This is a genomic window from Limimonas halophila (genome assembly GCF_900100655.1).
Lineage (GTDB): Bacteria > Pseudomonadota > Alphaproteobacteria > Kiloniellales > Rhodovibrionaceae > Limimonas > Limimonas halophila.
In genome coordinates this window covers 21,659-32,399 of sequence record NZ_FNCE01000017.1, presented here as the reverse complement: position 1 = coordinate 32,399, position 10,741 = coordinate 21,659, and the positions used below count along the sequence as shown (strand labels likewise).

General features: G+C 69.2%; 12 protein-coding genes. 1 reads left to right on the top strand and 11 read right to left on the bottom strand.

Annotation, left to right across the window (positions count from 1 at the left end; all coding sequences use genetic code 11):
* Positions 1 to 59: 59 nt before the first annotated feature.
* From BLQ43_RS13610 to BLQ43_RS14765, 10 genes are all read right to left on the bottom strand, one after another.
* Positions 60 to 467 carry a VOC family protein gene (locus BLQ43_RS13610; protein WP_437123485.1) on the bottom strand — a complete coding sequence of 136 codons (408 nt, stop codon included), beginning with the start codon at positions 465 to 467 and terminating at the stop codon, positions 60 to 62.
* Positions 468 to 527: 60 nt separating this feature from the next.
* A complete protein-coding gene (locus tag BLQ43_RS13605; RefSeq protein WP_090022260.1) occupies positions 528 to 857 on the bottom strand; it encodes a ribbon-helix-helix domain-containing protein in 330 nt (109 codons plus the stop codon).
* 140 nt (positions 858 to 997) lie between these two features.
* The gene (locus BLQ43_RS13600; protein WP_176758691.1) at positions 998 to 1,408 is read right to left on the bottom strand and encodes an SRPBCC family protein; all 411 of its coding nucleotides are present in this window, start codon (positions 1,406 to 1,408) and stop codon (positions 998 to 1,000) included.
* Between the two features lie 225 nt (positions 1,409 to 1,633).
* Entirely contained in the window at positions 1,634 to 2,437 is an 804-nt protein-coding gene (locus tag BLQ43_RS13595; RefSeq protein ID WP_090022252.1) for a nucleotide-binding protein, read from the bottom strand.
* A 58-nt stretch (positions 2,438 to 2,495) separates the two neighbouring features.
* Positions 2,496 to 2,867 carry a hypothetical protein gene (locus BLQ43_RS13590; RefSeq protein ID WP_090022248.1) on the bottom strand — a complete coding sequence of 124 codons (372 nt, stop codon included), beginning with the start codon at positions 2,865 to 2,867 and terminating at the stop codon, positions 2,496 to 2,498.
* 300 nt (positions 2,868 to 3,167) lie between these two features.
* Complete coding sequence (locus BLQ43_RS13585; RefSeq protein ID WP_090022243.1) at positions 3,168 to 4,256, bottom strand: SMP-30/gluconolactonase/LRE family protein; 1,089 nt, start codon at positions 4,254 to 4,256, stop codon at positions 3,168 to 3,170.
* A gap of 125 nt (positions 4,257 to 4,381) precedes the next feature.
* Positions 4,382 to 5,107, bottom strand: a complete 726-nt coding sequence (gene phbB / locus BLQ43_RS13580) for an acetoacetyl-CoA reductase (protein ID WP_090022239.1) — start codon at positions 5,105 to 5,107, stop codon at positions 4,382 to 4,384.
* Between the two features lie 141 nt (positions 5,108 to 5,248).
* On the bottom strand, positions 5,249 to 6,454 hold the full coding sequence (locus BLQ43_RS13575) for an acetyl-CoA C-acetyltransferase (protein WP_090022233.1): 1,206 nt from the start codon (positions 6,452 to 6,454) through the stop codon (positions 5,249 to 5,251).
* Between the two features lie 90 nt (positions 6,455 to 6,544).
* Positions 6,545 to 7,675, bottom strand: a complete 1,131-nt coding sequence (locus tag BLQ43_RS13570) for an alpha/beta fold hydrolase (RefSeq protein ID WP_218119223.1) — start codon at positions 7,673 to 7,675, stop codon at positions 6,545 to 6,547.
* Positions 7,644 to 8,075, bottom strand: coding sequence for a hypothetical protein (locus BLQ43_RS14765; RefSeq protein ID WP_218119222.1), 432 nt, complete (start codon positions 8,073 to 8,075; stop codon positions 7,644 to 7,646). Before BLQ43_RS14765 ends, BLQ43_RS13570 begins: the two co-directional genes overlap by 32 nt.
* A 170-nt stretch (positions 8,076 to 8,245) precedes the next feature.
* On the opposite strand from BLQ43_RS14765, the gene phaR reads away from it, so the two are divergent.
* Entirely contained in the window at positions 8,246 to 8,941 is a 696-nt protein-coding gene (gene phaR / locus BLQ43_RS13565) for a polyhydroxyalkanoate synthesis repressor PhaR (protein WP_090022275.1), read from the top strand.
* A 45-nt stretch (positions 8,942 to 8,986) separates the two neighbouring features.
* On the opposite strand, the gene BLQ43_RS13560 is transcribed toward phaR, so the two are convergent.
* Positions 8,987 to 10,726 (bottom strand): putative bifunctional diguanylate cyclase/phosphodiesterase, encoded by a 1,740-nt coding sequence (locus tag BLQ43_RS13560; RefSeq protein WP_176758690.1) that lies wholly within the window; start codon positions 10,724 to 10,726, stop codon positions 8,987 to 8,989.
* Positions 10,727 to 10,741: the final 15 nt, after the last annotated feature.

Here is a 10,741-nt window from a genome sequence, read left to right as displayed (position 1 = left end):
CCGCGTCCCATTGTTCTTGCATGCTCGGGACGCGGTGACCGCGTCCCGCGGGGCGCCGTTTATTGAAAACGGCCTTTCCGTTGGAGCACTTCGATCTTGTAGCCGTCCGGGTCCTGGACGAAGAAGAACCGCGCCGACAGACCCGCGTCGGTGTTGATCTCCTTGATGTCCTGGGGCTTCAGACCGAGCTGCTGAAAGCGCGCGTGCTCGGCGTCCAGGTCGTCCACCGCGAAGGCCACGTGGCCGTAGCCGTCGCCCAGATCGTAGGGCTCTTCGCGGCCGTGATTGACGGTCAACTCGATTTCGAAATCGTTTTCCTCATTGCGCAGGTAGATCAGCGAGGCACTGCCGAGATCGAACCGGTCAGCCACCTGCAACCCGAAGGCCTTGTTGTAAAAATCGATGGAACGGTCCGCGTCGAGGACGCGGATCATCATGTGGATCGCCTTGGCCATATCCACTCCCATGGTGCTGTGCTCGTGAGGTCAGGCTACCCCACGAGCCAGCGCCGTGGTGGTAGCCGGCTACTACACCGCCGCTTCGCGCGCCGCGGCCGCATCGCCTGGCGCGGGAGCATCGGCCGCGCCGCGGATGGCGTCGGGGTTCTTCAAATACAGCACGCACGCATTGCGCAACAGCGAGGTGAAATTGCTGACCTCGCCGTGGATCTCCAGCGCCTCTTCATACAAGCGGGCGAGGAAGCGCGGCGTGGTCATGCCCTGGATGGCGGCGATCTCGTCCAGGATTTCCCAGAACTGGGCTTCCAGCCGGATGCTGGTGGCATAGCCCGCCAAGCGCACCGATCGCGTCTTGTAGGCGTAGCTGCCGGGGTCCTGCCCGGCGATCACGTTGCACATGCCAACCCCCTGCGCAGCAAACCAACCGGCCGGCACCGTGGGGGCGGCCCGGCGGCAACCGGGACTGATGCCCGACCAGGACAATCTTGCGCCGAAGAAGTTTCCCTGTCGAGCCGCCCCGGCGCCGGCAAGCGCGGCGGTCAGCGCGAAAACAGCTTGCGCAGGTTGTCCAGGCCCGCGGCGTAGACGTCCTGAAGGGCCTGCTGGGCCTGCTCGGCCTCGCCCACCGGATCGAAGGTGCTGGACCAGGTGACCACGGCCTCCTGGCCGTCGGGCTCGACGTGGATGGTGCCCTTGTAGTTGCTCACCGGCAGCGGGCCCGGATGAACCATCGTGTAGGTGTAGGTGCGGCTGCCGTCGTCGTTGTTCACGAGTTCCTCGACGATCTGGCTGCCGTCGCCGAGCGTCAGCCGGCGGGTGTTCTCGTCGTCGCCGGGCTCGCTCGCGCTCACCGCCGGATGCCAGTCGGCGAGCCGGAAAAAGCCACCGACCAGTTCCCAGACATCGTCCGCCGGAGCCGGCACGCGCCGGCTCATGGTCACTTCCGTCATCAACGCCTCCCCGTTTTGGTGCGTCGTCGGCCGCCAGCGGGGCCGATACATGGGGGCAGGCTGCCACGCTGCAGCGCCGCACCAAGCGGGGAGCGCCTTCATATTTTCGTGATAGAAGCCGGCACAGGTCGAAAAAACGGCCCGCTCGCGCGCACGAGCGGGCCGTGTGGAAACCGTCGGGCGCCCCGACGGCGGCCTGTCGGGGCGACCGGCGCGGAACCAGCCTCAGCCGGTGCCAAGGATGGACTTGGCGTTGTCCAGCGCCTCGTCGAAGCCCTTCATCCAGTGCTGGACGCGGCTGCGGTCGGCGCGCGTCAGGCGCCGGTCGCTGACCGCCTCCGAGAAGGTCATGCTGTAGAGGTCCATCAGCGCGTAGGTGCGCGACTTCAGATAGGGCATCTCCACCACGGCGCCGTCCATCCATTCCAGCGCCGCCTTGCCCTTGCCGCCGCGGACCTCGCCGGTTTCGGGATCGGTGTAGCCATCGAACAGGATGAAGTCGGCGGCCTCGCCGAAGCCGAGGTTCTTGATCGCCACGTACTCGGGCACGGTGCCGAATTCGTCGATGGCCTCCTTCACCGAGCGCGCGGAGCCCAGCAGCGGGCTCATCACCACCGCGATCACGGGCGTGAAGCCCTCGCTGGCGTATTCCTGCATGAGCGCGGGCGCGCCGCCCGCGAACAGGCGCTTCATCTCGGGCAGCGAGCCGCCCGGCAAGTCCACCAGGATGGCGTCGGGGTGGTCCGTTTCGTCCAGCACGTTCATCAGGGTGTCGCGCTGGTGCTCGTCGCGCACATCGAAGGGCACAACGCCTTCCGTCGCCGACTGCTGGGTGAGGAGCTGGCCCTCCTCGTCGCGCTGACCGTAGTACTGGAAGAACTGCCCGACCGCGCCGTCGCCGTCGTAGGCGGCGACCGTCTTCTTGTCGCGGCGCAGCCGGTCCAGCAGCGCGCGCGCGAAGGTGGTCTTGCCGCTGCCGCCCTTTTCGCCGATCACGAAAATGGCGCGACGCTTCTTCTTCTGTGCCATCTGGCTCCTCGCTTCTGCATCTGACACGTCGCCGGAATCGCTCGCCCGGATAGGGCCCCTAGACGTCCTCGTCGAACCCGGAATGCCGGCGCGCCGCCTCGCTGCGGCTGGTGTTCGCGGGCGCTCGCTGCCCGCGCCGCTGCCCCTGCTGCCCGCGGCCGGCGGCGAGATCCTCCGCCTTGCCGGGGTCGCGCAAATAGGTGCGCAGGGTGTTCACCGTGACGTGGAAGCCCTGCTCGCGGAGCACCTCGACGATCTGCTCGCGCCGCCAGCCCGCCTGCTCCATGGCGCGGATCTCGTCGCGCATCTGGCGCACGGCCTCGCGCGTGGTGTAGGCGTCTCGCGGCGGCGCCTCCTCCGCCTTCTCCGCGAGCGTGCGCCGGAGCTTTTCCACGAAGGCCGGGTCGTAGGTCCTGCCGCGATCCGCCATGACGCCCCACCAATCCCGCCACGCGTTCTCCTTTCGGGTACCTGTCCACAGGCCGCCCGGCAAGCCCCGATACGCTTTTGACACGGATTCTGCGATTCAGCGCTCACGCTGCTGATACGCACATCGGACCATCGCCGACGCCCTTCGGGCTTCTTCAACGAAAAACTTTGATAAACTTTCTGGCATATGTACCGGCATCAGAAATGACATTATTGGCGGTATTGTAATCGGGATGACGCTGCGATGGCCCGACGGTGCCGAATCGGGGGCGGTGCAACGGCGGACGTGGCCGGGCGGCGGTTACCGCCCGACCACGGCCCGCCCGACCGGCTCGAAGCGCATCACGTAGTAGGGCGGCTCGGCCGTGTTCTTGCCCTTGTTCAGGAAGGGCGCGCGGTGGAGCTGGTTCACCGTGACGTAGGCGTGCCCGTCGGGGCCCATGGCGAAGCCGTCCGGCCACAGCAAACGGTCGTCCCGGATCAGGCGGTCGTAGGTGCCGTCGGGGCGCGTCACGCCCACAGCGTTGTGGCCCAGATCGGTGATGTAGACGTTGCCATCAGCGTCGATTGTGATGCCGTCGCTGACCGGCTTGTCGCCGTAGGTCTGGATCCGCGCGGCCAGTTCCTCGCGGCTCAGTTCGGCGTCGAGAAGATCCGCCGCGCGCACGCGGTACACCTTGGTCCCGTTCATGGCGCCGTAGTAGACCCAGGTGTTGCTGGGATCGATCGCGATCGGGTTCACCCCCACGCGCGCCGGCTCGGCGTCGGCGCTCGCGCCCTGGGTCACGACGCCGCCCTCGACGGTCATGTCGACGTCCTCGGGCACCACGGTTTCGTGCCCGGCGAGCACGCGGCGCGCATGGCCGGTTTCCAGGTCCACGACGATCAGCGCCGGCTCGGGGCCGCCGAAGTCCGCCAGGTAGAGCGCGTCGTGAGCGGGATCGACCGCGAGGTCGTTGGGGAAGGACCCCTTGGGCGCGGCGTGGCGCGGCAGCGTGATGACGCGGTGCAGGCGGTCGCGGCGCGTATCCCAGGCGACGATGCGCGGCTGCGGCGCGCCGTTGTCGGCCATCCAGACGATGCCGCGCTGATCGGCGACGAGCCCGAGCACGGCGTGCAGGCCCTTCCCGTCCCGCCCCGGCGGCGTCGCCCACGTCTCGTTCGGGAAGGGTTCCACGCCCTCATCCGTGAGCGTCACCACGCGGTGCTCGGGGCCGTAGAACTGGTGCTGGCTGAAGACGACCTGCCCGCCCGGCGTGACGGCGACGTTGCCCGGCGGCTGCTCGAGCTCGGCAACGACCTCCAGCCCGCGGTCCTGGGCCGCTGCGCTCACGGGCAGCACCGCCGCCACGGCCAGGGCCGCCAGGACGCTCGCCAATGCGCGAATCATGCCGCTTGTCCTCCCGCATTCGTGGATTGTGCTGCCGCCAGCCAACAGCCGCACCGGCCCGAACGCAAACGGCGCCGTCCCGCAGCCGGAACGGCGCCGCGTCGCCCCGTCAAACGGCCAGGGTGTCAGATCATGTACTGCCCGCCGTTGGCCGTCAGCGTGGAGCCGGTGATGAAGCCGGAATCGTCGCGCGCCAGGAAGGCGACACAGCGCGCGATCTCCTCGGGCTCGCCCAGCCGGCCCACCGGGATGTGCGGCAGGATTTTCTCGTCGATCACCTTCTGGGGCATCTTCTGCACCATGTCGGTGCCGATGTAGCCCGGCGCGACGGCGTTCACCGTGACACCCTTGTTGGCGTTTTCCAGCGCCAGCGACTTGACGAAGCCGAGGATGCCCGCCTTGGCGGCGGCGTAGTTGCCCTGGCCGAACTGGCCCTTCTGCCCGTTGATCGAGGAAATACAGATGATGCGCCCGAAGCCGCGCTCGCGCATGCCCTCGATCACGTTGCGCGAGCAATTGAAGACGGAATTGAGGTTGGTGTTGATGACGTCGGTCCACTGCTCCGGCGCCATCTTGTGGAGTGTGGTGTCCTTGGTGATGCCGGCGTTGTTCACCAACACGTCCACGGGGCCGAGGTCGTTTTCCACCTGCTGGATCCCGCCCCGGACGGCCTCGAAGTCGCTGACGTCGAACTTGTAGACGGGGATGCCCGTCTCCTCGCGGAACGCCCGTGCGGCGTCGTCGTTGCCGCCGTAGTTGGCGGCCACCTGGTAGCCTTCGTCGCGCAACGCGACGCAGATGGCGTGGCCGATGCCACGGGTGCCGCCGGTAACCAGAGCCACACGCGCCATGCTCGTCCCTCCCTGTCCAGCTTTCCCCGGCCCCGCCGCAATGGCGCGGCCGGGGGTTTCGCATCCGTATCCCATGGGATCACGTTAAACGAACGCTGGAAAGAGAGCCGCGCATGGCGCGCGGGCGCTAACCCACGCGGATTACCGCTCGATGCACATCGCGATGCCCATGCCGCCGCCGATGCACAGCGTCGCCAGCCCCTTGTGGACGTCGCGGCGCTTCATCTCGTGCAGCAAGGTCACCAGGATGCGGCAGCCCGACGCGCCGATGGGATGGCCCAGCGCGATGGCGCCGCCCTTCACGTTCACCTTGTCGGGGTCCAGTCCCAGGTCCTTCACGACCGCGATGGACTGGGCGGCGAAGGCCTCGTTGGCTTCGACGAGGTCGAGGTCGCCGACGCTCCAGCCCGCCTTCTCCAGGGCCTTGCGGCTGGCCGGGATGGGGCCCACGCCCATGATCGACGGGTCGACGCCGCAGGTCGCCCAGGACACGATCCGGCCCAGCGGCTTGACGCCGCGGCGCTCGGCCTCGCCGGCCTTCATCACGGTCACGGCGGCGGCGCCGTCGTTGATGCCGGAGGCGTTGCCGGCGGTGACGCTGCCCTCCTTCTCGAAGGCGGGCTTCATGCCGGCGAGCGATTCCGTGGTGGTGCCGTGGCGGGGATGCTCGTCGGTGTCGACCGTCTGCTCACCCTTGCGGGTCTTGATGGTGACGGGGACGATCTCCTCCTGGAAGCGGCCGGCCTGCTGCGCCGCCTCGGCGCGCTGCTGCGACTGCGCGGCGAACTGGTCCTGCTCCTCGCGCGTGATCTGCCACTGGCGCGCGACGTTCTCGGCCGTGCCGCCCATGTGATAGCCGTTGAAGACGTCCCACAGGCCGTCCTTGATCATCGTGTCGACGAACTTCACGTCGCCCATCTTGTGCGGCGAGCGCAGGTGCGCGGCGTGCGGCGCCTGGGTCATGCTCTCCTGCCCGCCGGCGACCACGATGTTGGCGGCGCCGGTCTGGATCGCCTGCAGCCCCTGGGCGACGCTGCGCAGCCCCGAGCCGCAGAGCTGGTTGAGCGCGTAGGCCGTGCGCTCCTGCGGAATGCCGGCCCAGATCGCCGCCTGACGCGCCGGGCCCATGCCGGTGGCGGCGGTGAGGATCTGGCCCAGCACCACTTCGTCGACGTCGCTGGGCTCGCAGTTGGCGCGCTTCAGCGCTTCCTTGATGGCCACGGTGCCGAGTTCGGCTGCAGAAAGCGCAGCCAGGCCGCCGTTGAAGGCGCCCACGGGGGTGCGCGCGCCCCCGGCGATGACGATGTCCTCGGTGCCGCCGGCACTGGCGTCGGCAGAGACGGTCATGGGGTCCATCCTCCCTCGATACACTGCGGCCGGCGTTCGCCGCCGGCCGGGTCCTGTCGGCGGAATTGTGCGGCCAAAGCGCGCACGCGTCTAGGTGCGCTGCACAATCGGCGCGGCCGTGCCGAGCGTGGCGTGCAGCCAGTCGCGCAGCGGTTTCCAGGCGGCGTCCGCCGCCCGGCTGCTCGTGACCATGCCGATGTGGCCCAGCTCGGGCGTTTCCACCCGAACGTCGGCGAGCTGTTGGGTGAGCGCCAAGGCGCTTTCCGGCGGCACGATGCGGTCGGCCCGCGGCACCAGCGCGAAGGCGGGACAGCGCACAGCCGCCGGGTCCACGGGCCGCCCCGCGACGCGCCATTGCCCCCGCGCGGGTGTGTTGGCGCCGTACCACCCGTGCAAACACGCGCGCGCCGCGGGCGCCGCCAGGGGCACGCCGTCGTTCAACCAGTCCTCCACGGCAACAAAGCGCTCGGCGCGCTTGCCGCCGGGCATGCGGGCGAAGGCGGTAAACTTGCGCGCCGCCGTCATGGGGTCGAGCCCGGCGAAAAAGGTCTGCACCGCGTCCGTGGGCAACTCGCCCATCGTCTGCATCAGCGGCTCCATCGCCGTGGCCGCCTGCGCGGCGAGGCGCGCCTGCCCCGGGTTGGTGGCGTGGAAGTCCCACGGCGTCGCCAGCAGCGCCAGGCCCGCCACGTCGCGCGGGCGGCGCTGCGCCAACGCCAGGGCCAGCAGCCCGCCCATGCAGTAGCCGAGCACCACCAGCGGCCGGCCGCCCGCGGCTTCGCGCGCCGCATCCAGCGCCGCCTCCAGCCGGCCGGCGATGTAGGCCGTGAGGTCGAAGCCGCGCTCGACCTCGCCGGGCGCGTCCCAGTCCACCAGCAGCGGGCGCAGGCCGCTGGCCGCCAGGTGGCGCAGCAGGCTGGTGTCGGCCTTGAGGTCGAGGATGTAGGCGCGGTTGATGAGCGAGGGGATCGCCAGGATGGCGGGCGCGTCGGATCCCGGCCCGCCCGGCACGGCGCCGTAGTCGAGCAAGCGCGTCGTCCCCTCGCGCCAGATCGCGGGCGGCTCAGCGATGTCGCGGCGATAGGGGTGGCTGCGGTAGGCTTCGATGCCATCGAGCAGGGCGTGCTGCCGGGCGATCAGGGACCGCTGCAGCGCCGCGTTGAAAGCGACCGGATCGGCGTCGGCGAGGTCAGTCCTCAGCCGCGCCGCCGTTTCCGCCACCTGTGGACTCGAGGGCAGCGAGCCGCTCTTCCAGAGCGGCCAGACGGCGGCGGATGTCGTCCAGGTCGTCAGCGCCGCCGCCAGATGCACCGGCAGCGGCCGCGGCCCCTGGCGCGGCGGGCCCGCCGCTTCCGTCATGCGCGGGCGTCCCCCAAGCGGTCTGCCCCCAAGCCGTCTGCATCGCCGTCAAGAGCGCGGCGGGCGCGGCCGCGGGGCCAGCGAACCCGCCGCTTCCCGCAGGCTGGCCGCCGGCGGGCGTGCCGCCCCACAGCCCCATCGCCGCCCAGAAGCGCGCCAACGCGTCCGCCGTCGCGGGATCGTTCGCCAGCGCCGAGACCTGATCCTGCCACAGATCCAGGTAGCGCCGCGCAAGGTCGTCGGGGTCGGTGCGCTCGGTCATGGCCGCACGAGTTTAACGCCCTTCGCGCAAGCTGACCAGCATTGATGTCGCAGCGCACAATAACGGGCATGCAGGACGGCGTTGACAGCGAGTTGTGCACGCTCACAGATTTAGGTCGTGATTCCCATAGAGCACGCGCGCTCGCGGTGAGCCGGCAGGCGGAGACTTTCATGGCACGAGAAACGTCGGGTGGTAAAGCCCGCGGCAACAAGGCGAACGACATCGTCGTCATCAAGAAATACGCCAACCGGCGGCTCTACAACACCGCGACCAGCAGCTATGTCACGCTCGAGCACCTGCGCCAGATGGTGCGGGACGAGGTCGACTTCGCCGTCTATGACGCCAAGACGGGCGAGGACATCACGCGCTCCGTCCTCACCCAAATCATCGTCGAGGAAGAGGCGAAGGGCACCAATCTGCTGCCCATCAGCTTCCTGCGTCAACTCATCAGCTTCTACGGCGACAGCATGCAAACCGTGGTGCCCGCCTACCTGGAGCAGATGATGTCGGCCTTCGCCGCCAATCAGGAGCGCATGCGCGAGCAGATGCAGGAAACGATGAGCGGGATGTTCCCGTTCAGCGGCAACCTGCAGGAACTCGGGCGGCAGAACGCGGCGCTGATGGAAAGCGCGATGCGCATGTTCTCACCCTTCGGCACCGGCGCGAACCAGCAGGGCGAAGGGGAATCGGCGGCCGAGAGCGAAGGCCAGCGCCGGCAGCCGGACACGGCCCGCGAAGGCCAGGACGAGCAGTCGCTCGCCGAGTTGCAGAAGCAGGTCAACACGCTTCAGGAAAAGATCGAGCAGCTGACCCGCGAGCAGGGCGGCGACGAAGGCGCATCCACCAAGGACCCGAACACGCAGTAACCCGCGCGGGCACGTGGTCGGCGCCGACGAACCGTCGCGTGCTGCTCAGCCGGGCTGCGGGTCGCCGCTGTGCGCACCCAGCGCGGGCGTCATGGTGGCACTGCCGTCCGCCGGAACCGCCCACGGGCGCTCCACGCTCGGCCGGCCGAAGTAGAAGCCCTGCAGCAGATCGACGCCTTCGTCCGCCAGGATCCGTGCCTCCTCGGCGTTTTCCGTGCACTCCCCCACGACCGCCAGCTCGAGCGAGCGCGCCAGCCCGACGAGGTTGCGCACGAACAGTTTGTTCTGTGGCTCCACCGCGATGTTGCGCACGAAGGAGCCGTCGATTTTCACCACGTCGACGGTCAGCGACTTCAGATGCCGGAAGGTGGTGAAGCCTGCGCCGAAGTCGTCCAGCGCCAGCTTGCAGCCGAGCTCGCGCACCGTTTCGGCAAAGAAGGCGGTCTCGTCGAGGTCCTTGAGGGCGGTGGTTTCCGTGATCTCGACGATAAGGCGCCGCGCCACGTCGGGCCGGCCCTTGAGCTTGCTGATGAGCGCGCGCAGCCACGAGCGGTCGCCCGCCGTCAGCGCCGAGATGTTGATCGCCAGCATGATGTCCGGCTGCGCCCGCAACTGATCCACCGCCAGGTCCAGCACCCGGCGGTCCAGGGAACGCATGAGCCCGAGCTGCTCGATCACGGGCACGAAGCGCCCGGCCGTGAGGATCTCGCCGTCGCGCCGCTGCAGCCGCAGCAGGCATTCGTAGAACTGCACGTCGTGGGACCGCGCCCGCACAACGGGTTGATACGCGAAGGTGATCCGGCCTTCCTTGAGCGCCTCCTGCACCTCCGCGCCGGTGTCCAGCGAGATCTGGTAGGCGCGGCGCTGCTCCTCGGTAAGCTGGTAAAAGCCGGCGCAGTTGCGCCCCATGTTCTTGGCCTGGTGGAGGGCGCTGTCCGCCTTGGCCATGAGGTCGTAGCTGCTGTGCGACTGCGTGGGAAACACCACGACGCCCGCGGAAACGGTCACGCGCAGCGGGCCCGAGGGCGTGTCGATCGGCGTGCGGCGAATGTCCGCCACCGCGCGCTCGGCCACGCGCATGGCCTCGTTCTCGTCGCAGCGCATGAGGACGACGCCCAGGCGGTCGCCGCCGATGCGGCCGATGACGTCGGCGGCGCGCAGGCTGGCGTCCAGCCGCTCGCCGACGCGCACGAGCACGGCGTCGCCGGTCTCGGGCCCGTAGGCCGTGTTGATCATGGCGAGCTGGTCGATGCCGACCACGGCGAACGCGCCCGTGGTGCCGAAGCGCCCGGCCTCCGCCAGGGCCTGGTCGAGCGCCTGCCGCAGCCGGTGCTTGTTGAAGTGGCCGGTGAGATCGTCGTAATTGGCGAAGTATTCCAGGCGCGCTTCCATGGCCTTGCGGTCGTCGACCAGCCGCAAGGTGGCCAACAGCGTCGTTCCCGCCTGACCCTGCTGTGCCGCGCCGCGTTCGTGGACCCAGTGGTAGATCCCGTCGCCGGTATCCAGGCGGTACTCGCAGTCGTGCAGGGCGCCATTGGACAGGTGCGCGTCCATGGACTGCTGCCGGCGGCCCACGTCCTCGGGATGGATGCGCGCAATCAGGTCCTCGCCGGTGGCCGGGGGGCTGTCCGCGTGCTGGCCAAACACCGCCGTTACGGCCCCGTGCCAGCGAACCCCGTCGCCATCGAGATCCCACGCGCAAACGAGATCGCCCGCGGCCGCGACCGCAGCGTGAACCGGATCGCTCGGGTCGCCGTTGCCGCCGTCTCGGCGTGCCTGCGCCACCCCGGCCTCCTGACC

Excerpts from the sequence above, each read along its gene's own strand:
- BLQ43_RS13610 (WP_437123485.1), bottom strand. The coding sequence starts at position 467 with ATGGGAGTGGATATGGCCAAGGCGATCCACATGATGATCCGCGTCCTC.
- BLQ43_RS13605 (WP_090022260.1), bottom strand. The coding sequence starts at position 857 with ATGTGCAACGTGATCGCCGGGCAGGACCCCGGCAGCTACGCCTACAAG.
- BLQ43_RS13575 (WP_090022233.1), bottom strand. The coding sequence starts at position 6,454 with ATGACCGTCTCTGCCGACGCCAGTGCCGGCGGCACCGAGGACATCGTC.
- BLQ43_RS13595 (WP_090022252.1), bottom strand. The coding sequence starts at position 2,437 with ATGGCACAGAAGAAGAAGCGTCGCGCCATTTTCGTGATCGGCGAAAAG.
- BLQ43_RS14765 (WP_218119222.1), bottom strand. The coding sequence starts at position 8,075 with ATGACCGAGCGCACCGACCCCGACGACCTTGCGCGGCGCTACCTGGAT.
- BLQ43_RS13585 (WP_090022243.1), bottom strand. The coding sequence starts at position 4,256 with ATGATTCGCGCATTGGCGAGCGTCCTGGCGGCCCTGGCCGTGGCGGCG.
- phaR (WP_090022275.1), top strand. The coding sequence starts at position 8,246 with ATGGCACGAGAAACGTCGGGTGGTAAAGCCCGCGGCAACAAGGCGAAC.
- BLQ43_RS13600 (WP_176758691.1), bottom strand. The coding sequence starts at position 1,408 with ATGACGGAAGTGACCATGAGCCGGCGCGTGCCGGCTCCGGCGGACGAT.
- phbB (WP_090022239.1), bottom strand. The coding sequence starts at position 5,107 with ATGGCGCGTGTGGCTCTGGTTACCGGCGGCACCCGTGGCATCGGCCAC.
- BLQ43_RS13590 (WP_090022248.1), bottom strand. The coding sequence starts at position 2,867 with ATGGCGGATCGCGGCAGGACCTACGACCCGGCCTTCGTGGAAAAGCTC.